This is a genomic window from Noviherbaspirillum sp. ST9 (assembly GCF_048799745.1).
GTDB lineage: Bacteria > Pseudomonadota > Gammaproteobacteria > Burkholderiales > Burkholderiaceae_D > Noviherbaspirillum.
This window is the reverse complement of the sequence record NZ_JBLWFR010000003.1, coordinates 49,057-69,050: the sequence shown is the minus strand read 5'-3', so window position 1 is coordinate 69,050 and position 19,994 is coordinate 49,057. Positions and strand designations below refer to the sequence as shown.

Annotated in this window: 23 protein-coding genes; 11 read left to right on the top strand and 12 right to left on the bottom strand. The window is 61.6% G+C overall.

Annotated features, from left to right (window positions below):
- Positions 1 to 46: 46 nt before the first annotated feature.
- A complete protein-coding gene (locus ACNOHI_RS06730) occupies positions 47 to 1,303 on the bottom strand; it encodes a hypothetical protein (RefSeq protein ID WP_420473901.1) in 1,257 nt (418 codons plus the stop codon).
- A 63-nt stretch (positions 1,304 to 1,366) separates the two neighbouring features.
- Positions 1,367 to 1,786 (bottom strand): VOC family protein, encoded by a 420-nt coding sequence (locus tag ACNOHI_RS06725; RefSeq protein WP_420473900.1) that lies wholly within the window; start codon positions 1,784 to 1,786, stop codon positions 1,367 to 1,369.
- A 158-nt stretch (positions 1,787 to 1,944) separates the two neighbouring features.
- Here ACNOHI_RS06725 and ACNOHI_RS06720 point away from each other — a divergent pair, with 158 nt between their 5' ends.
- Positions 1,945 to 2,670, top strand: coding sequence for an RNA polymerase sigma factor (locus tag ACNOHI_RS06720; protein ID WP_420473899.1), 726 nt, complete (start codon positions 1,945 to 1,947; stop codon positions 2,668 to 2,670).
- Between the two features lie 2 nt (positions 2,671 to 2,672).
- Positions 2,673 to 3,272, top strand: coding sequence for a GTP cyclohydrolase I FolE (gene folE, locus ACNOHI_RS06715; protein WP_420473898.1), 600 nt, complete (start codon positions 2,673 to 2,675; stop codon positions 3,270 to 3,272).
- Here the strand turns inward: folE and ACNOHI_RS06710 are convergent, their stop codons facing one another.
- On the bottom strand, positions 3,273 to 4,232 hold the full coding sequence (locus ACNOHI_RS06710; protein WP_420473897.1) for a chemotaxis protein: 960 nt from the start codon (positions 4,230 to 4,232) through the stop codon (positions 3,273 to 3,275).
- A 127-nt stretch (positions 4,233 to 4,359) separates the two neighbouring features.
- Positions 4,360 to 5,040 (bottom strand): dienelactone hydrolase family protein, encoded by a 681-nt coding sequence (locus tag ACNOHI_RS06705; RefSeq protein ID WP_420473896.1) that lies wholly within the window; start codon positions 5,038 to 5,040, stop codon positions 4,360 to 4,362.
- Between the two features lie 145 nt (positions 5,041 to 5,185).
- Here ACNOHI_RS06705 and ACNOHI_RS06700 point away from each other — a divergent pair, with 145 nt between their 5' ends.
- The 3 genes from ACNOHI_RS06700 (at position 5,186) to ACNOHI_RS06690 (ending at position 6,751) form a co-directional block, all read left to right on the top strand.
- Positions 5,186 to 5,422, top strand: a complete 237-nt coding sequence (locus ACNOHI_RS06700; protein WP_420473895.1) for a hypothetical protein — start codon at positions 5,186 to 5,188, stop codon at positions 5,420 to 5,422.
- A gap of 64 nt (positions 5,423 to 5,486) precedes the next feature.
- Positions 5,487 to 6,167, top strand: a complete 681-nt coding sequence (locus tag ACNOHI_RS06695) for a glutathione S-transferase family protein (protein WP_420473894.1) — start codon at positions 5,487 to 5,489, stop codon at positions 6,165 to 6,167.
- A gap of 182 nt (positions 6,168 to 6,349) precedes the next feature.
- Positions 6,350 to 6,751 carry a polyhydroxyalkanoate granule-associated phasin gene (locus tag ACNOHI_RS06690; protein ID WP_420473893.1) on the top strand — a complete coding sequence of 134 codons (402 nt, stop codon included), beginning with the start codon at positions 6,350 to 6,352 and terminating at the stop codon, positions 6,749 to 6,751.
- A gap of 8 nt (positions 6,752 to 6,759) precedes the next feature.
- Here the strand turns inward: ACNOHI_RS06690 and ACNOHI_RS06685 are convergent, their stop codons facing one another.
- From ACNOHI_RS06685 to ACNOHI_RS06670, 4 genes are all read right to left on the bottom strand, one after another.
- Positions 6,760 to 6,957, bottom strand: coding sequence for a hypothetical protein (locus ACNOHI_RS06685; protein WP_420473892.1), 198 nt, complete (start codon positions 6,955 to 6,957; stop codon positions 6,760 to 6,762).
- A gap of 151 nt (positions 6,958 to 7,108) precedes the next feature.
- Positions 7,109 to 7,711: a hypothetical protein gene (locus ACNOHI_RS06680; protein WP_420473891.1), complete on the bottom strand. Its 603-nt coding sequence runs from the start codon at positions 7,709 to 7,711 to the stop codon at positions 7,109 to 7,111.
- A gap of 4 nt (positions 7,712 to 7,715) precedes the next feature.
- The gene (locus ACNOHI_RS06675) at positions 7,716 to 7,940 is read right to left on the bottom strand and encodes a hypothetical protein (RefSeq protein ID WP_420473890.1); all 225 of its coding nucleotides are present in this window, start codon (positions 7,938 to 7,940) and stop codon (positions 7,716 to 7,718) included.
- 611 nt (positions 7,941 to 8,551) lie between these two features.
- Positions 8,552 to 9,742: an acetyl-CoA C-acyltransferase family protein gene (locus ACNOHI_RS06670; RefSeq protein ID WP_420473889.1), complete on the bottom strand. Its 1,191-nt coding sequence runs from the start codon at positions 9,740 to 9,742 to the stop codon at positions 8,552 to 8,554.
- Positions 9,743 to 9,955: 213 nt separating this feature from the next.
- Between ACNOHI_RS06670 and ACNOHI_RS06665 the strand changes: the two genes are divergently transcribed.
- Positions 9,956 to 10,138, top strand: coding sequence for a hypothetical protein (locus ACNOHI_RS06665; protein ID WP_420473888.1), 183 nt, complete (start codon positions 9,956 to 9,958; stop codon positions 10,136 to 10,138).
- Positions 10,139 to 10,170: 32 nt separating this feature from the next.
- On the opposite strand, the gene ACNOHI_RS06660 is transcribed toward ACNOHI_RS06665, so the two are convergent.
- From ACNOHI_RS06660 to ACNOHI_RS06645, 4 genes are all read right to left on the bottom strand, one after another.
- Positions 10,171 to 10,350, bottom strand: a complete 180-nt coding sequence (locus ACNOHI_RS06660; RefSeq protein WP_420473887.1) for a hypothetical protein — start codon at positions 10,348 to 10,350, stop codon at positions 10,171 to 10,173.
- Between the two features lie 75 nt (positions 10,351 to 10,425).
- Complete coding sequence (locus ACNOHI_RS06655) at positions 10,426 to 10,827, bottom strand: nuclear transport factor 2 family protein (protein ID WP_420473886.1); 402 nt, start codon at positions 10,825 to 10,827, stop codon at positions 10,426 to 10,428.
- Positions 10,828 to 10,913: 86 nt separating this feature from the next.
- The gene (locus tag ACNOHI_RS06650; protein ID WP_420473885.1) at positions 10,914 to 12,059 is read right to left on the bottom strand and encodes an HD-GYP domain-containing protein; all 1,146 of its coding nucleotides are present in this window, start codon (positions 12,057 to 12,059) and stop codon (positions 10,914 to 10,916) included.
- Positions 12,060 to 12,175: 116 nt separating this feature from the next.
- The gene (locus ACNOHI_RS06645) at positions 12,176 to 13,336 is read right to left on the bottom strand and encodes an ATP-grasp domain-containing protein (protein ID WP_420473884.1); all 1,161 of its coding nucleotides are present in this window, start codon (positions 13,334 to 13,336) and stop codon (positions 12,176 to 12,178) included.
- A gap of 232 nt (positions 13,337 to 13,568) precedes the next feature.
- On the opposite strand from ACNOHI_RS06645, the gene ACNOHI_RS06640 reads away from it, so the two are divergent.
- From ACNOHI_RS06640 to ACNOHI_RS06620, 5 genes are all read left to right on the top strand, one after another.
- Positions 13,569 to 14,420, top strand: a complete 852-nt coding sequence (locus ACNOHI_RS06640) for an SMP-30/gluconolactonase/LRE family protein (protein WP_420473883.1) — start codon at positions 13,569 to 13,571, stop codon at positions 14,418 to 14,420.
- Positions 14,421 to 14,529: 109 nt separating this feature from the next.
- The gene (locus ACNOHI_RS06635; RefSeq protein ID WP_420473882.1) at positions 14,530 to 15,150 is read left to right on the top strand and encodes a class I SAM-dependent methyltransferase; all 621 of its coding nucleotides are present in this window, start codon (positions 14,530 to 14,532) and stop codon (positions 15,148 to 15,150) included.
- Between the two features lie 135 nt (positions 15,151 to 15,285).
- Positions 15,286 to 16,266, top strand: a complete 981-nt coding sequence (locus ACNOHI_RS06630) for a tripartite tricarboxylate transporter substrate binding protein (protein WP_420473881.1) — start codon at positions 15,286 to 15,288, stop codon at positions 16,264 to 16,266.
- Between the two features lie 64 nt (positions 16,267 to 16,330).
- On the top strand, positions 16,331 to 17,488 hold the full coding sequence (locus ACNOHI_RS06625; RefSeq protein WP_420473880.1) for a diguanylate cyclase: 1,158 nt from the start codon (positions 16,331 to 16,333) through the stop codon (positions 17,486 to 17,488).
- Positions 17,489 to 17,765: 277 nt separating this feature from the next.
- Positions 17,766 to 19,988 carry an EAL domain-containing protein gene (locus tag ACNOHI_RS06620; protein WP_420473879.1) on the top strand — a complete coding sequence of 741 codons (2,223 nt, stop codon included), beginning with the start codon at positions 17,766 to 17,768 and terminating at the stop codon, positions 19,986 to 19,988.
- Positions 19,989 to 19,994 lie beyond the last annotated feature (6 nt).

The window sequence follows — 19,994 nt, the reverse complement described above, 5'->3', positions numbered from 1 at the left end:
AAAGGGCAGGCTCCGACGGCACTGCCCTTTCCCTGCCACGTCATTCCTAGTTACCGAAGAGCCCTTTCAGCAACTTGACCGGATTCGGCACCACGTCCTGTATCGACGCCGGCGCGGCATTGTCCGCGGATTCATTCGCGGGGCTAATGTTTCCTCCGCGTTGCGCTTCACGCGAATCCTCCATCCCCAGCATCGCCATCCCGGTCGACTTGATGCGCACGCGCGCCGTCCAATCCGGCTGCCAGTTCGCCGGCGCTTTCTCCGGACGCGGCGGATGCGAGACGTTGAGCTCGTTGCCGTAGGCGATCATGTTCAGCATCGCGCCCTCGGCCTTGTCGAAGATACCCTTCGGCACGATGCAATTCACGACCGTCGGCTGCAGGATGACCTTCTGCTGCAACAGCTTCGTGATCTGCGCCGGTGACTGGTAGGTCATCAGCGACCAGCCGTTGTCGGGCTTTTCGCTCGAACTCCAGAAAATCATGTCCTTCGCACCGCCCGGCCCATCGGCCGCACCCTGTGCGTGCAGGAAGTAGCCCTTGGCGTTCTGCATTCCGTTCCATTCGACCTGCACGCTATCCTTCGGCGCGCCGCGCGTCTTCAGCTGCACCTTCGGCAAAAAATCATAGGCGGGACCGACGGCGAACTTGAGGGTCGGCGGGACGCCATTTCCGCTCACCGCATGTTCGCCTTCCAGCGACGCGTTGTCCGGTACGCGCTTGTTGTCGCGCTCGTTCGGCCACAGGGAATGGCCCGGACGCCCTTGCACACCCTTGCTTCCGCCGCCATGGCTGGAAAAGAACTGCGCGAATTCGGCGTAGTCCTGTTTCGCGAAATCCAGCACCTTCGGCTGGCCAGGACGAATGCTGTCGCCGCAGCCCCAGTAAAGCAGGATGCGGCCCTTGGGTTTCTCGGCGCGGTCAGGCGTCTCGTCGCGCGTCGTCGTGCCGCGCTCCGCCGGCTGCGGGCGGTTCGGGACGAGCAGCAGGGATGGCCCCATGTTCATCGCGGAAGGAATCGCATGCGTGCCTTCGATACCGGAAGGATGGGCGCGCACGTAGAGCTCGGTATCCATGACCTTGCCGCGGGCGCCCATGCCCATGGAACCGCCGAAACTGTTTCCGCCCATGAGACCGCCAAGCAGGCCGGCGGCGCCGCCCTCTTCCGGCATGCCGGGTATCGAGAAGTTGCTGGTGGAAAGGTCGATCCAGTACTGGGCGGCCGGGCCGCGGGTTTGTGAATGGGCCGACACAGCGGCGGCTGCCGCGCAAAGTGTGACTGCGGCGCGCATGGCGTTCTTCATTATTGATTCTCCCTTGTGTGTTGTCTCTTTCCGAGGATTCTGCCAGAAAGAACCGAATTGGGCCTACAAGGCGGCCAGGCCCGGATTGAACGCAACTTCCCACAAGTGGCCGTCCGGGTCCTGGAAATACCCCGCATATCCGCCGTAGAAGGTTGGCTGCGCCGGTTTCACGATAGTCGCGCCCGCGTGGCCGGCACGCGTCATGCTGGCGTCCACTTCGTCGGGAGACGAGACGTTGTGGCCGAGCGATATTTCCGTTGGGCTGGGCGGGTGCAGCGCAACGCCGCTGTCCGATGCCAGGCTCTTGCGCGGCCATAGCGCCAGCTTGAGGCCTTGCTGAAGATCGAAGAAGGCCACGGCGCCGTTCTCGAACTCGTTCCCGATGATGCCCTTCGTGGGAAAACCGAGGCCGTCGCGGTAGAACGCGACAGCGCGCTCCAGGTCGTCGACCCCGAGGGTCAGGATGGTGATGTGCGGATTCATAGACGATCCCCATATAGCGTTCATACAGTTTAATTGCAATACTTGCAATTGCGCAGCGCGCCGGCGACGAGATTGCCTGCTTTCCATGGCGCCTCCCGGAACGTGGCAGACTTTGCAATCATCTAATCCGGCAAGAACAACCGATACCGATGAATCCCATGCCCCAGCCAGCCCTCACACCCGCCACCGCATTGTCCGACGTCCAACTCGCGCATCTCGTTTCCACCGGCGATGCCACCGCCTTCGAACTGCTCATGCGCCGCCACAACCGCGCCCTCTACCGTACCGCGCGCAGCATCATCAGGGATGACGCCGAAGCGGAGGATGCGCTCCAGGACGCCTATCTCCTCGCCTACCGGAATATCGACAAGTACCGGGGCGAGTCGAGCCTGTCCACCTGGCTGACGCGCATCGTGGTCAACGAAGCCATCGCGCGTTCGCGCAAGAGCAGCCGCCGCGCCGAGATCATCCAGCTCGTGGGCGACGACGATTTCCCGGAAGCGCCGGAGCAAGACATGGATAACAATCATACGGAACAGCCCGAGAGCGCGGCAATGCGTGCCGACGCCCGCCGTCTGCTGGAACAGAAGATCGATGCGTTGCCGGAAGCGTTCCGCACCGTGTTCATGCTGCGCGGCGTGGAGGAACTCACGGTGGAGGAAACCGCAGCCAGTCTCGGCATTCCGGAAGCCACCGTGCGCAGCCGCTTTTTCCGCGCGCGCAGCATGCTGCGTGAATCCCTGTCGCGCGAGTTCGATCATGCGCTGGATGGCGCCTTCGGATTTGACGGCGCACGATGCGATCGCATCGTTGCCGGTACACTGGAGCGCATTGCATCCTTCGGACAGGTGGCGCCGCGGGACAATCAACAGGGAGACGAATAATCATGCATGCCAGGACCAACTTGCTGCGCGAGATTGACGACGACCAGTTCACCGAAAGCGACTGGCGCCGCCTGCTGAAGCACCTCGGCGAAGACCCGTCTCGCCAGGGGCTGCACGATACGCCCAAGCGGGTGGAAAAGGCCTGGGCGCACTGGACCTCCGGTTATGCCTCCAATCCCGCCGACATCCTCAAGGTCTTTGAAGATGGTGCCGAGCAGGTCAATGAATTGATCCTGGTGCGCGGGATCCCGGTCTACAGCCACTGCGAACACCATCTCGCGCCCTTTTTCGGGACGGCGACCATCGGCTACACGCCGAATGGAAAGATCGTGGGCCTGTCGAAGCTCACGCGCCTGGTCGACTGCTTCGCCAAGCGGTTGCAGGTGCAGGAGAGGCTGACCATCCAGGTGGCCGAAGCGCTGATGGAGCACGTGCAGCCGCTGTCGGTCGGCGTCGTGATCCGCTGCCGTCACATGTGCATGGAAAGCCGCGGCATACAGACACCGGGAGAGGAAACGGTGACCTCCGCCCTGCTGGGAGAGATGCGGACCAATCTCGGGCTGCGCAGCGAGTTTCTTGCGCTGGCCCGGGAGAAGAGTTGATTACTTGCCTGCCAAGGCCTTGCGCAGGGTGGCGGCGAGGTCTTCCGCGTTGAACTTGGCCACGTAGGCATTCGCGCCCACGCTGCGCACGTGCTCCTCGTTGGTCGTGCCGGACAGCGAGGAATGGATGACCACCGGGATCGAGGCGAACTTCTGGCTCTGCTTGATGTTCCGGGTCAGGGTGAAGCCGTCCATCTCGGGCATTTCCAGGTCGGACAGCACCAGCGCAATCCTGTCCTGTACGGTCTTGCCCTCCGCTTCGGCGGAGGCGGCAATTGCCTGCAGGCGCTCCCAGGCTTCCTTGCCGGTCTTCGTCATGATGAAGGGCACGCCCATCGCTTCCAGGCCCTGCTCGATCAACGAGCGCGCCACGACGGAATCGTCGGCCGCGAGCACCACGGTGCCCGGCTTGAGGACGACCTTGTCGCCGATTTCTTCCGGATCCACATCCTGCTCGCCGGGCGCACCCATGTCGCGCAGGATGGTTTCCACATCGAGCACCTGCGCCAGGCGGGAGCCTTCGACATTGCCGTCGAGGCGCGCGATGCTGGTGACCGTGTGACCGGCTGCCGTGTTCTCGGCGGAAAGCACCTGGCTCCAGTCGAGGCGCACGATGTCTTCCACCGCTTCCACCGCGAAGCCCTGGGTGGTGCGTGCAAATTCGGTGACCAGCAGAATGTTGAGGCCGGTCTTGGGAACGCAGCCCACGATGGCGGGCAGGTCGAGTACGGGGATGATCTGGCCGCGCAGGTTGACCACGCCCAGCATGTGCGGACGCGATCCGGCGATGCCGGTGATTTCCGGCATGGCGACGATCTCGCGGATCTTGAACACGTTGATGCCGAACAGCTCAGAGCGCTCGCCATTGGCGTCGCCGCCGAGGCGGAACAACAGCATTTCGAACTTGTTCGAGCTGGTCAGGTTACTGCGCTCGTCGATATCCTTCTGTACTGCGTCCATGACTGTTGCCCCTGCTGGTCTTCAAGAATTCCCTGAGGGTAACAGGTCAGTCCGGGCGCGACAATGCAGGAATTCAAGGAATTCCTCAATTTTTTACGTGCCGAAGCACGGCGTTCCGGTAGCCGGGTCAGCCGCCGTTGGAATGGAACAACGCGAGCGTGCGGGCGCGTGCCAATGTTGCACATTCGTCATTGAAATCGCTGCGCCGGTCGGAGTTGAAACCGTGCCCCGCGTCATACACGTGGACCTCGACGCCGGGATGTTTCGCCCGGACCGCCTCGACGCCCTTCAGGGGAATGCTCTTGTCCTGCTTGCCGAAGTGCAGGATGGTCGGGCAGCGCGGCGTTTCGTCCGCCATTTTCGGAATCATGCTCCCGTAGTAGCCGGATGCCGCAGCGAGACCGGTGCACCGGGACGCCGCGGCCCAGGTAACTGAACCGCCGTAGCAGTACCCGGTGATGAAGACGGGGCCCTTGTCTTTCAGAAGGTCGATGCAGGTCTGCACATCGGCGACCGACTGCTCGAAAGGATGCAGTTCGCGCGCCACGCGCAACGCTGCCTGTACGTCCTCTGGCGAGTAACTTGCCTGCAGTCCGGGCGCCTCGCGGTCGAAAAGTGCCGGCGCGAGGACTTCATAGCCGTCCGCGGCGTAGCGGTCGCATTCATCGCGGATATGGTCGGTGACGCCGAAAATTTCCTGGATGAGGACGAGGCCGCCGCGTCGACGGCCTGCAGGTTCCACGTGGTAGACGCCGATTGCCGCGCCGTCGCCCATCGTCATCGAAATCATCTTTCCATTGCGTGCCATCGATTGCCCTTTCACTATCAAGGCCATCGAGTATAGCGGTGCTGTCGAATCGCGTATTGACGCGCTCCCCATTGAACGGAAGCAGCCGTGCAAAAGCGCGGAAATGCTGCTAACTTATCCATCCCATCCCAACAAGGAGACTGCGATGAAGACGATTCTGGCTGTCCTGTTGTTGTCCGTATCCGCCCTCGCCAGCGCGAACAATTGCCCGAACGAGATGAAGGCCATCGATGCCAAGATGAGTTCCGCCAGCGGCATCAGTGCCGAGAACATGGCCAAGATCAAGGCACTGCGCGCCGACGGCGAAAAATTCCACAAGGAAGGCAAGCATGCCGAGTCGATGAAGGCGCTCGGCGAAGCCAAGAAAATGCTCGGCATCTGATGCCTGACGAATTCACTCATAGCCACCGTCCGGTGGCTATTTTTTTGCCGCATACGGACCACTCATGATCACCCTTTTCCACTGCGTCAGCGCCCGCTCATTCCGCCCCCTCTGGACGATGGAGGAGCTGGGCATGCGCGAGGGCGTCGATTACGAACTGAAGATGCTGCCCTTCCCTCCCCGCGTGCACATGCGCGAGTACCTGTCGGTCAATCCACTCGGCACGGTGCCGGCCTTCTTCGACGGCGATGTGAAGATGACGGAATCGGCCGCGATCTCGCAGTACCTGGTATCGAAATATGGTCCGTCCCCGCTGGAGGTCACGCGCGACGAGACCGATTACGGCGCCTGGCTGAACTGGGTGCATTACGGCGAAGCGACACTGACTTTCCCGCAGACCCTCGTGCTTCGTTATCGGCACATGGAGCCGGAGGAACGCCGCCTGCCGCAGGCAGCCGAGGACTACCAGCGCTGGTTCCTGGCGCGTCTGCGTGCCGTCGATGCCGCATTGCCAGGCAACGCGTTCCTGTGCGCAGCACGGTTTACCGCTGCCGACATTTCAGTCGGCTATGCGTTGATGCTGGGTGAGTATCTTGGGCTGCAGGAACAGTTTCCACCGGCGGTGCGGGAGTATTGGGAAAGACTGAAGCAGCGCGACGGCTTCAAGCGTGCTCTTGATGCGCAGACGCACGCAGCCGAAACACAAGGCGTTTCGCCAGTACCCGCGCCATTGGCCGGTCGATGAACCGGCCGGCTCCGTAGGCTGGGATTACATCCCAGCCTACGCCACTCGCAGCTCTGCTTGGAGCAGCCGGGAGGTTTCAAGACAGCGTTCTGTGGGGTTCATCGTCCCGCCCGGGCAATCACAGGAACCAAACAACGTAGCAGGCCGTCTTCCTGATTTCCAAAACCGCGACTTCTTTCCCAATGACTGTGCGCAAAAAGGTAAATACGCAGCAACTCGGCAGACAATTAACGGAACTCGCCTTTGCTGCGCCGCAAGTGGTCATGCACCGTACTTCACGTATGGCGCGGACAAGCTTCTCGGCGCGCGACCAGGCCGAGTTTTCCCGTATGGGCAACGAGAAGGTTGTCGCCTTCTATCAGTCCTGGGCAAGCATGTGGACAGCGGCTGTCACGGTTCAGTATGAGCTGGCCGCTGCCTGCGCATCGGCAGCGATGGGATTGGCCACAAAAGGGACTGCGTCCACAGGGACGACTATTGCAGCGTTGTCGAACGCGGCCAATACAGTCATGAGCGCCGGCCTCTCCCCCGTCCACAAGAAGGCTGTGGCCAACGCAAAACGCCTTTCTCGGAGCAAGCGTTGAAACGGTTCCTACGAGTCCAAGGGGAGTTCCGGGTGAGGGCTAAGCCAGCGCGCGAGATTGATCACGGCAACCGGCTTCGGATTGGGATCGGGAAATGCCTCGGCAAAGTCGTCTGCGATCCGCAGCAGCTTCTCTCGCATGAACCCTTGCGTGTTCTGTGCGTTCGCGACGAGTTGTAGCATCTCGGGACTGAGGTCAACCAGCATGTCCATCCCCTGGAGAGTTGGTTGACGAAGAGTAACACTGCGCATCATGCCGTTTTACGCAGATGGAGGGAGAGTTGATGTTTCTCAACATTTTCCTGCCTTGCGCTCCTGCGGCCATCCCAACGCTGGGATTGCGTCCCCGCCTGCGCTGTTATGCGGGAACGACAAGCGCGTCGTTGAGCCTGCTTCCCATCGTGTCCTTGAGCGCAGCCATCAGCCATTGCGACACGAACTCGTCGCCCTCGATTTCACGTACGGACTGCAGGGAAACCATCATCGCCATCAAGAGGGCTTCGGACTTGTCCTTGCTGTGCGCAAACCGTTCCAGCAATCCGTCGATGACCTCGACCGCCGCGTTCTGCGCGCGCACTTCTCGCGTCTGATGCAGCGGGTTGGATAACCCGGCGTACACGGTCAGGAACACGTAGGGCAAGTCAAATTGCGGCGGCATGTTCTTGAACAGCGCCGCAATCTCTTCGGCAGAGAAGGTTTCGTCCTCACAGCCGATCGCCGCAACGCGAAATTGCAGATCGGACCGCGACTGCGCAAGCTCACGCAAGTGATTGACGCTGCGCGCGATGTGCCAGAGAGGCAGCGGCTTCATGTCTTGGTCCCTGACGGGGATGGCGTAGGAACTGCCCTGCAGCCCCTCTCCCTGGCCCTCGACGGCGCCGTGGAATTTCTTGGCGGTCAAGGCAGAGCCCTGCATATGTTTGCCAGCCAGGTTCGATCCGAAAACAAAAATGACGGTCACTGCTTCATTCCTTCAATTCCATTGCAATTGCGACGCCTTCGGCCAGCGCCTCATCGACTGCCTCAAGGGTTTCTTCCCTGACCCTGGCCTCGATGCTGGCGGCAAACGCGTCCAGCCAGTTCAGCGTGCAATTCGGTTCTTGCAACAATAATGGATTACAGCCCGCTTCCTCTGCCAGCCGGCGGACCGTATCGCGGTCGAGAGAACGCGATGCGGCTGTCTTGAACATAACGTGTTCCTGATGACTCTGTTGCCCTGGCGGGCAAAAGCGCTGGATTGTATCGATTCACAACAGCCCACGCCATACAGACAATCCCCGACAGAACGTCGGAATGACTTGCGAGGAACAGGACTTGCGCTTGGCGCAACAGGTCACGAATGCCACGCAGGGACGGCGCCAGGACCAGCCCTGTTGCATGTGCACGGCGGACTGCAATCAGGCGTTTCCAGTTCGCCTCTTGATCGGCCAACCTTCAGGAAACATTTCCTCTTTTCGGCTTGCCAGGCCCCAGGCGGTCGCCCATCGAACGGCGCTCAACCAGTGCTCGTCCGTCGCTCTCCGCATCCGCTCCGCGGCCATGAGCATGCGGTACTGCGCGTATCCCGCCCGTTTCGCTTTCATACTGCCCCCGAAAAGAAACGATTAGACGATAACTAGCAGTTACTTACAATCCCACACTCTAGGTAGTCGATTCACCTACACGACATCGAGAATTGTTGAGACAACCACGACAACCGCCTGCTTGTCATTGCAAGCCGCTCCGGGTCGCGCGAGGACAGCCGATTGCATAAAAAAAGCCTGTGCCGGGGCACAGGCTTTCTACTGGCGCGGTGAGGAGATTACACGCGTTCGATCACGGCCGCGATGCCCTGGCCACCACCAATGCACATGGTGATCAGGCCGTAACGCTTGCCGGTGCGGATCAGTTCGTACAGGCACTTGATTGTGATGATCGCGCCGCTTGCACCGAGCGGATGGCCCAGTGCGATGGCGCCGCCGTTCGGGTTGGTGCGTGCCGGATCGAGGTCGAGGCCGCGGCACACGCCCAGGGATTGCGCGGCGAAGGCTTCGTTCGATTCGATCACGTCCATGTCGTTCAGGCTCAGTCCGGCACGCTTGAGGGCGAGCTGCACGGCGGGGATCGGGCCGGTTCCCATGACGGACGGGTCGACACCGGCCACTGCATAGGACACCAGGCGCGCCAACGGCTGCAGTCCGGCACGCGCTGCGGCGCCCGCCTCCATCAGCACGCAGGCAGCGGCGCCGTCATTCAGGCCGGATGCATTGCCGGCGGTGACGGTACCCGCTTCCTTCTTGAATGCCGGCTTGAGCTTGGCCAGGCCTTCGAGTGTGGCGTCGGCCTTCGGATGCTCGTCGGTGTCGAACACGACAGTGCCCTTGCGGCCCTGCACCTCGACCGGCACGATCTGCGACTTGAAATGACCGGCGGCGATGGCTGCCACCGCCTTCTGCTGGCTGTTCAGCGCGAACTCATCCTGCTCCTCGCGCGAGATGCCGTATTGGGCGGCCACGTTCTCGGCGGTGATGCCCATGTGGCCCGCGCCGAACGGATCGGACAGCGCACCGACCATCATGTCGATCATCTTGAAATCGCCCATGCGCTGGCCCCAGCGCGCAGCCTGCGCGGTATAAGGGGCACGGCTCATGGTTTCGACGCCGCCGCCGACGGCGATGTCGGTATCGCCCAGCTGGATCGCATTGGCCGCGGTGACGATGGCCTGCAGGCCAGAACCGCAGAGGCGGTTCAACGTGAGCGCAGCGGATTCCTTGGCCATGCCGGCGTTGAGGCCGACCACGCGGGACACGTACATGTCGCGCGGCTCGCAGTGGATGACGTTACCCATGACAATCTGGCCAGCCTGTGCCGGATCGATCTTGGCGCGCGCGAAGGCTTCCTTGACCGCAATTGCCCCGAGGTCGCAGGCGGTGAAATCCTTCAGCGTGCCGCCGAAGGTGCCGATTGCGGTGCGCGCTGCACCGACGATGACCACGTCTCTAGTATTTGCCATCTCTCTTTTCCTTGGTTGGTGGGTATGTGCATTCCGTCTGCGATCTTACGCCGCTAACCAGGTATTTTCTGTCAACTTCGGGACAATCGCACTACCGTAGAAGTACGGCGCGGAGGCACACTTTATTGCTAATCTGAACGCTGGAACAGAAATCCTGTTTCCGCACGGGAACCAATGTTGATCCTGCGAAACTAAGCTCTCTTTGGAGGCGGTATGGATGCACAAGAGGGCAAACTCCCGGACGAGGAAGTCGTGTTCGTGAGACTGATGAAAAGGCTGACAGGCAAGCAAGTGTCGATGCCGGAGGTCGAGGGCCGCAAGGTCATACGACCCGATGCGCGCGAGATGTCGATCGTGGAAGTGACCGAGGAGCTGATGCGCCAGCTGAAGAAGTAGCGGGCAGCGGGCGGGAGCGTCCCGCCCTTCTTTCAATGCCCTTGATGCCTTTCCTGTTTCTTGCCGCCGCCCGCGCCGGTATTGGAACCGGCCTTGACGTGGCTCTTCGCGTCATGGCTGCTCTTGTTGCCCTGGCCGGAACGGCCATCGACCGACTTCACATCGGCTTCCGTCTTGTCCAGGCGCTTGGCCGGGGGTTTGGTGTTATCCATCTGTCACCTCGCTATTGCAAATAAGACCACGGGGACAGTAGACATGCCGCTAGTCGGAAAAAATCCCTCCTCGCATCAAACCTTGTAGGCACGGTCGGCCGCAGCGGTATCCGTGTATTCCCTGAAGCGCGTGATCTTGCCATCACGCACCGTGAACACTTCCGCCCAGTCGCTTTCGAAAATCCGGTCGGTCTGCTTGATCGTCCATGTGTAATGCCCCAGGGCCACCACCTTGTCGCCTTGCGCAATGAATTCCTGCGGCTCGAATTGCAGCGGATGCTGGGCCGCGCCCATTTCGGAGAAGAACTGGCCGACCTCGGACTTGCCGTGGCGCGCACCGGTGAACGGCACGAGCTCCGAACGGTCCAGTATCCATTCGATGTCGTCGGAAAAGAGGTTCATCAAACCGGGGATGTCACCGTTCTTGAAGCGGTCGAAAGCCTGCATCACAACCCGCGTGTTTTCCTGTTCGTTCATGGTCTGCTCCTTCGCATTCGCAAGTGCTCCCTTGCGTTACACCATAGGATAGGGACCGCACCCGCGATTGCGGGAGATCAAAGACGTTACAGGCTGGCTTCAGCGCCCCACAGCTGCTGCATGCTGACGCGGACGCCCGCTTGGGACTCGTGCAGCACTTCCCGGATGGCATGCAGTTCCTTGTGCGTCTCACGTCGGATGGGGAAGGACAGGGGTGCTCCGCGGGGACCGACGAGCGCATGCACGATGGGCGTCGTGGTGCTGCTGCCGCGTCCGGTCACCACCCCCACTTCGCCGTTGACCAGGCGGACGAATGTGCCGGTAGGATACGTTCCCAGTTCGCGAATGAAGCAGGCGGCGAGCATGGGCTGGATGTTTTTCTTTTCCGTCAGCAGGATGTCGCGCAGCGCCGCGTTGGGCAGCATGGATTTGCGATAGAGGCGCGAGGATACCCGCGCGCAGTATCGGTCCGCCATGGCGATGATCTTCGCATTCTCGGGGATATCGGCGCTGCCTTTGCCAAAGGGATAGCCGCTGCCGTCTTCATTCTCGTGGTGCAGGAGGACGTAGCTCAGCACGTTCTCGTCGACGACACCCGCACCGCGCAGCAGGCTGACGCTTTCTTCCGGATGGCTGCGGATCACGCCGTGCTCTTCGTCCGAGAGCGGCGCCTCGCGATGATGGAGCTCTTCATGGTGCCGCAACATACCGACATTCATCAGCAGCGCCGCGGCCATGATGTCCTGCACTTCATGCGCCGGTTTGTTCATGGCGCGCGCCACGATGAGGGAAACGATGGCGCAGTCGACGCTGTGCCGTACGGGATAGCTTCCGGCGTCCTGGTTCATCAGGATGCATGCGAGCGCAACGTCGGGGTTGGTGTCCACGGCGAACTTGATGGCCGCGATGACTTCGACGATCTTGGGATGCAGTTCGGATTCGCTATGCAGGTTGAACAGCAGCCGCTCCAGCCGCTTCGTCGCCAGGTTGATCAGCCGCAGCGCGGACGGCCGTTCGGTATGCCGGGCGGTCGCGGCGGCACCCTGGGCGGATGCCGCGCCATCCCGCTTCGCTGTCACGAACAAGCCGCGCACGATGAGCGTCTCGACCTGCTGTTCGCGCTGGACGACATGCCCCTTGCGCAACAGCAGCTTGTTGTTGGAATCGTAGACATCCCATGGCAAGGGCTTCCCTACCACGATGTCCGACATGGTGATACGTCTCTGCTCCATCCCTGCCCCTTTGGCTTTGTGGCGTCGGCAACGCCGGCGCACTTTTTTTGGGCAGTGTATCCAGATTCGGTGACGACGGACAACAAATGGTGACCAAAGATGAGGAATACAGCCGTTTATAGAGCGTTTCCTCTAAATCCGGGCAGTTTCACCACGGACGCCTTACCCGGCCATGCCTTGAGCGGAACACGGGTACGGGCAAGGCGCAGGGCGGTGGCCGGTAATTCACGGGCGAATTCGCCGAGCGCGGGAGGATCGAAGGCCATGGCACGCAAAAGCCGTCCGCGCCTGCCCCGGTCAGCCAGCATGCCCTGCCACGCAGACGGCCGCACGAGGGGATGGCGTATGCTGGCGCTGCCCGCCACCAGGGCCCGCATGGCTGCGCCCTTCGGCGGAGGCATCAGGCTTTCCGCGACAAAATTCAGGCCGCACCAGACCGATGCCGGCAGCGATGCCCAGAAGCGGGGATTCGATTCGATCAGCCACACCTTCCCCGTTCCCTCTTCGACGCGTGCATCCACATGCATGACGCCATGGAAGCCGCTCGCATCGGAGAGCACGATTGCCATGGCTTCGAGCGACGGATTGTGCTGGAACACGATGCGCGAGCCGCTGGCGCGTTGCACCGCGAGCGCGGACATTCTCCCGTCCAGAGAGAGAAAACTCACATCGACGTCATCGCCGCGTATGAAGCGCTGCGCAATCAGTGGGCCGTAGTCGTAGGTCGTGTTGGCCATGATCGCTGCATCGAAGTCTTCCGCGCTGCGCACCACGCACACACCAGTGGAGCCGGCACGATCAAGCGGCTTGACGACAAAAGGCAATCCGATCGCGGACACGATCGCATGGAAATCCATCGCATCCTTCGAGACAAAATGCATGGTTTCCGGCACCGGCAGGCCAAGCCCGGAACAGAACTGATGGAAGGTCCACTTGTTGTCGAACATGTCCAGTGTCGGCAGTGCCGGGATCGGTGTGGTCTTGACCTTCAGGCTGGCGCGCACGCGATTGGCGAGACGGATCGCATCGCAATCGGCGGGAATCAGGATGACATGCGGATTGGCATCGGCCACGCGATGCACGATGTCGACAAAAGCCGAGTCGCCGCCCCCATCGATATCGACGGTTACCTGACGCTTGCACAAGCCGGACCAGCGCAAGCTGCGCGTCGAAGCGCCCCCGACGACGATGCACTTGGCATCGGTAAAGCTGCGGATGGCAAGCAAAACGGCGGAAACCACGCGCCTGCAGTTGCCCGTGACGATGAAGTTGATCACTTGTTCTCCCTGTATCCTTCCTACGCGAGGAGGATGGGCTCATTCCCTCGAAGATATCTTGAGCAGGCGCAATCGCCCGGGTGCGAGGCCTGCAAAGCACAGCGCCGGTTCCGGAAGGTGTTCCATAGGGAAAAGAAGCGATTCATCGGTGTGTCATGCGGGGACGAATCCGGTCTGCGTTCGCTCATGCAAGGAGACGCTGCACCGCCTACAATTGACCCGGGAGGCTTGCATGAAAAACGACAACGACACTATCCTCATTGCAGAGGGACTCGCATTCCCCGAAGCGCCGCGCTGGCATGACGGCGCACTCTGGTTTTCCGATTTCTATACGCACAAGGTCCACCGCATCGCCGATGACGGTGTACTCGAAACGGTCGCCGAAGTACCGGGCCAGCCATCCGGGCTGGGGTGGCTGCCCGATGGCCGCCTGCTTGTCGTTTCCATGGAGGAGCGCCGCGTGTTGCGCATGGAAGACGGGCAGCTCGTCACGCATGCCAAGCTCGACGCCTTCACGTCTGCTCTCTGCAACGACATGGTGGTGGATCGACGGGGTCGCGCCTATGTCGGCAATTTCGGGTTCGACATGCTCAACAGGGAAGCGCCACGGCCGACCGTCCTCGTCATGGTGGAACCCGACGGACGAGCGCGCGTCGTGGCGGACAACCTGCTTTTCCCCAATGGCTGTGTGATCACGCCCGATGGCAGCACGCTGATTGTGGCGGAAACCTTTGGCAAGCGTTTGACGGCCTTCGATATCGCGCCGGATGGAACGCTGGGCGGACGACGGCAATGGGCGGACCTGAGTGAAGCATCGCCGGACGGCATCTGTCTCGATAATGAGGGTGCGGTGTGGGTGGCATCGCCACCAACCTCTGAGTTCCTTCGCGTGCATGAAGGCGGACAGGTGTCGGAACGGATCGCCGTCGAAGGTCAGGCAATCGCGTGCGCGCTGGGCGGGGCTGACCGGCGCACGCTGTACATGGTGACGGGAAAGGTGTCGAAGGCGCCGCGCGCGCTTGCCGAGCGTAACGGGCGCCTACTTGCGCGACGCGTCGAGTGCAGTGGCGCGGGGCTGCCTTAACCGGCGCCTTCGTTACCCGCGGGAAGAGGAATCCGGATCCGCAATGAACTTTCTGCGGTCCAAAGGTCTTACATATGAATTTGACAACCCGACTTTCCGCACTGCATGTATGAATCCCATCACCGTTGATAATGTAGTCGATACCTACCGCTTCTATGCGCCGCTCTATGATCGTCTCTTCGGTGCCGTCCTCGAACCCGGACGGCGCGCCCTGACGGAAGCGGTCTGCGGTATACGCCCTACGTCGATCCTGGAAGTCGGCGTCGGCACCGGCCTGACCCTGGAACGCTATCCGGACAGTGCCTCCGTGGTGGGCATCGATATTTCGAAGGAGATGCTTGAGATCGCGCGGGAACGTGCGGAGAACCTGCCGGGACGCAGCATTCATCTGGCGGCGATGAACGCTGAAGCGATGGACTTTCCCGACGGATGCTTTGATTGCGTCGCCATTCCGTACGTGCTGTCGGTGACGCCGAATCCGGAACGGCTGGTGAACGAAATTCGCCGTGTCTGCAGAAAGAACGGCACCATCCTGGTCCTCAACCATTTCAGCGGCAGCCGCTTCTGGTGGTTCCTGGAAAGCGCGGTGCGCCCGCTGTCGAAGCGGATCGGATTCCGTTCCGACTTCTGCTATGACGAGCAGATCCTGAAATACGACTGGGAAATCCTTTCGGTGAGGAAGGTGAACCTGTTCGGCCTGTCACGCCTCGTCACCATCCGCAATACCTGACTCCTTTCCTCGTCCCCTTCGCCCCAAAATTTCCGCACGGCTGTTCGTTTTCCAGTAGCATATGGACAGGCAGCCGTCCGTCCCGTTCACTCGACAAGCCGGCACTGCCCGACAAAACGATAAAGGAGACTACGCATGAGACATCATCGTTTTACCCGCCGCGATTTCCTGAAGTCCGCCGCGGCCGCAAGCGCCACCATCGCCCTTCCCGCATTTGCACAGCAATCCTATCCCTCGCGTCCCGTCCGCCTGATCTGCCCGTGGCCGGCAGGCGGCTCGACCGACATCGTCATGCGCGCCTTCGCGGAGAGCCTGTCCAAGAGCCTCGGAGGCACTGTCGTGCTCGACAACAAGCCGGGCGCAGGCGGCATCCTGGGCGCGGTCGAACTGACCCGTGCGCAGCCCGACGGCTATACGCTGTCGCAACTGCCGCTTGGCATCTTCCGCATTCCGCATATGCAGAAAGTTGCCTTCGACCCGATGAAGGACCTGACTTATATCGCCTGCCTCACCGGCTACACTTTCGGCATGGTGGTGCGCTCCGATTCGCCGATCAAGAGCATCAAGGACCTCGTCGACTACGCGAAGGCGAATCCGGAAACCTTCTCCTACGGCTCCACCGGAACGGGAACCACGCCGCACCTCGTCGTCGAACAATTCGCGAAACGCGCCGGCATCAAGCTGATGCACGTGCCGTTCAAGGGCAATGCGGACGGCATGCAGGCGCTGCTGGGCGGCCACGTGATGGCGCACAGCGACGCGACCGGCTGGGCATCCGCCGTTGAAGCCGGTCGTGCGCGCCTGCTTGCCACTTACGGCAGCAAGCGCACCAAGCGCTGGCCCAATGTTCCGACCCTGCTCGAGCTCGGCTACCAGACCGTATCCGATTCGCCCTTCGGCATCGGCGCCCCGAAAGGCATGGATCCCGCGCTCGTCACGCGCATCCAGGATGCCCTGCGCAAGACGCTCGACGATCCGTCGGTCCAGGCCACCCTCGACAAGTTCGACCAGCCGGTGATCTGGATGGATAGCGCAGCGTACACCAAGTTTGCGCAGGATACCTACCGCGAAGAGAAGGAAACGATCGAAAGTCTCGGCCTGGCAAAGACGAGCTGAGCGCGTTCGCGATGGGGGCGCGCCATGGGATAATGCGCGCCATCCCATCTCGACGACACCATCAATGAACCGTCTCAGCCACGCGATCTGGCGCCGCCTCACCGGCTTGATGCCGGGAGAACTGAAGGAATCCGAAATGGCGTGGCTGGTCTGGCCGCGCCGCCATCTTCCCCTCGTCACGCGCCGCCGCGCCACGGTCATCGTCAACCGCGTCCGGCTGTTCGCATTCCTGTTCGCCGTGCTCACGCCGCTGTGGAGCGCGGTCGACTTTGTCGTCTTTCCGTTTCCGCTCTGGATGAACCTGGCGATGATGCGCTTTGCCGCGACAGCCGCCTTCGCCGGCCTGCTGGTGTACTACCGGCCGACGGGCAACCTGTTTGATGCCTACCGGGCGATGGCGCTGCTGTTCCTGATTCCGACCGTGTTCTACGTCGCGTCGCACAACATGCTGACGACTTACCAGCTGACCGGCATGTCGGCCGCCATCGGTGCGGGCTATGCCTTCCTGCCTTTCGTGCTGCTGGCGGGCCTGTCGATTTTTCCGCTGACGCTGCTGGAAAGCCTGATGATCTCGAGCCCCATCCTGCTGGCGCAGGGCATCTCCGGCTACCTGCGCTGGTCGGCCATGGATTGGCCGTCGTTCGCCGGCGCATTCTGGCTGCTGGTCCTGATCACCGGCGTGTCCACGCTGGCCGGCACAAGCCAGCTGGCTTTCATGCTGGTGCTGGTGCGCCAGGCGATCCGCGACCCGCTGACCGGCGTGTTCTCGCGCCGCAGCGGCGAGGAAGTGATGGAGCTCCAGTTCAACAACGCGACACGCCACGAGGCACCGATGGCCGTTGCGTTCTTCGATATCGACCATTTCAAGTCGATCAATGACAAGTACGGCCATGAAGCGGGCGACAAGGTGCTTTCGGTGATGACGGCGACGGTCGGCGCCAATCTCCGGCGCGGCGATACGCTTGCGCGCTGGGGCGGCGAGGAGTTCGTCCTCATCATGCCGAATACCGACCTGCAGCAGGCGGAGGCCGCTGTCCAGCGCCTGCGCAACGTGGGCCTGGGCCGGCGTCCGGACGATACGCCGGTTACGGCGAGCATCGGCATCGCCGAACGCCACGCGGATGGCACGGACGAATGGAAGAAGCTGGTCGACCTGGCCGACCAGCGCATGTACCACGCCAAGCAGACCGGGCGCAATCGCGTCGTCAGCGGCGACGACTAGCCCATTGAAAAAAATGCAACGCGATGGCGTTGTCACTCTTTCCTCGCAGTATTGCCGTTCAACATATATGATGAATTGAATTGATGTACATCAATATGGTTGACGTCCAGTCACACAAACGCATACCAAGAGCCGCCTGACCGTCTGTCAGGCAAACAGGCCGGACAGCGAGGAGACAATCATGCCGGGAATCGCGCCCCCATCCATTCATCCTTTCCGCTTGTTCGAAGCGGACCTCCACCGCCCGGGCGCCCCTTTCTGCTGACGGCTGACTGGCATGATTCCGTCCTTCAAATGGCTTGCCGGTATCCGCAACGTATGGGCGGAATGGCAGGCCTCGGGCGGCATGGTCGCGGTAGCGTCACGGCTTGGATCGCTGCACCTTGCAAGCCGTGCGATTGAGTCGAACGAGAATCCGATCATGGTTACCGGGGCGGCGCATGACGGCTACGCTATCCGTTACGTGAACCCTGCCTTCGTCCGCCTCACCGGCTATTCCGCGGATGAGGCGATCGGCCGCAACTGCCGCTTCCTGCAGGCCGAAGATCACGACCAGCCGGAACTGGAGCTGCTGCGCGCCGCATTGAAGGAAGAGCGCAAGGTCCATGTCGTGCTGCGCAACTACCGAAAGGATGGCACCTTATTCTGGAACGAGCTGTCGATTTCGCCCGTGCGCGATGTCACCGGCCGGGTCACCCATTTCGTGGGCGAGATCGTGGATGTCACCGCGCGCCGCCAGGAGCAGGAAGCATTGCAGCACCAGGCGACGCACGATGCGCTGACCGGACTGCCCAACCGAAACCTGCTGACCGATCGCCTGCGCCAGGCGATCAGCTATGCGCAGCGCTACCAACGCATGGTGGCTGTCGCCTTCCTTGACCTCGACAAGTTCAAGCACATCAACGACACCTTGGGCCACGACGCCGGCGACCAGCTGCTGAAGATCGTTGCCGAGCGCCTGTCGGCCTGTGTGCGCGATTCCGACACCGTGGCGCGGCTTGGCGGGGATGAGTTCGTGCTCGTGCTGTACGACCAGGCGAACGAGGACATCACCTATCACGCCACGCAGCGCGTGCTGAGCAGCATATCGGAACCGATGGTCATCGCAGGCCGCGAAATGACCGTGACCTGCAGCATCGGCTTTGCGGTGTATCCGCAGGATGGCCAGGATGCCGAGACGCTGATCAAGAACGCGGACACCGCGATGTACCGTGCCAAGGAACTCGGCCGCGACAATTTCCAGTTCTACACCGAAGAGCTGCATTCCCGCATCAACGAGCGGCTGGCGATGGAAACGGGATTGCGCCGAGCGCTGGAACACGACGAGTTCGAGCTGCACTACCAGCCGCGCGTGGACCTTTCGAGCGGCAAGGTGACGGCATTGGAAGCGCTGATCCGCTGGAACCATCCGGAACTCGGCCAGATCGAGCCGCGCCGTTTCGTGCCGCTCGCGGAGGAACTCGGCCTGATTCATCGGATCGGCGAATGGGTACTGCGGCAAAGCTGCCGGCAGCAGGCGGCGTGGCAGAAAGCCGGCGTGGCGGACCTGCCGATCTCGGTCAACATTTCGGCATCCCAGTTCCTGCAGAAGGATTTCACGACGCTGCTTGCGCGTGTTCTGCGCGAGACACCGGTCGAGGCTTCTCGCCTCGAACTGGAAATCACGGAATCCCTGTCCATGCAGGATCCCGAGGCCAGCATCCGGGTACTGCGTGAACTCAGGCAGATGGGCGTGCGCATCAGCATCGACGATTTTGGCACCGGCTACTCCAATCTCAACTACCTGAAGCAGTTCCCGGTGGACATCATCAAACTGGACCAGAGCTTCGTGCAGGACATCGTGCGCAATCCGGAAGACCTGGCGATTTCGAATGCGGTCATTTCAATGGCGCACAGTCTGCACCTGAAGGTGACGGCGGAAGGTGTGGAGAGCGTGACGCAGCTGGCGCTGCTCGCCGACCATGGCTGCGACGAGATGCAGGGCTTTTACTTCAGCGCGCCGCTGCCGGTGGAGCACTGCACGGTGCTGCTGCGGGAGAGCCGCGCGCTGCCGATGGAAAAACTGGGGCGGCGCCAGGTCAACCGCACCATTCTGCTCATCGACGACGAGCCGCACGTGCTGTCTGCGCTGGAGCGGATATTGCGGCGGACGGGTTGCCGGATCCTGACGGCAAAAAGTGCGCTTGATGCCTTTGACATGATGGCCATGCACGAGATCGGCGTGATCCTCAGCGACCAGCGCATGTCCGAAATGACCGGCGTCGAATTCTTTGCGCGTATCCGCAACATGTATCCGGCGACGGTGCGGATGATCTTGTCCGGATACGCCGATGTCGACGCCGTCACCAACGCCATCAATATCGGCGCGGTGTATAAGTTCCTCAACAAGCCCTGGGATGCCAACGAGCTCTGCGCCGTCATCAACGAGGCATTTGAAAAATACGAGGACGACGTCCAGCGCCTCTCCCGCGGGATGGAGCGCCGGGTCGTCGCTTGTTGAGCGATG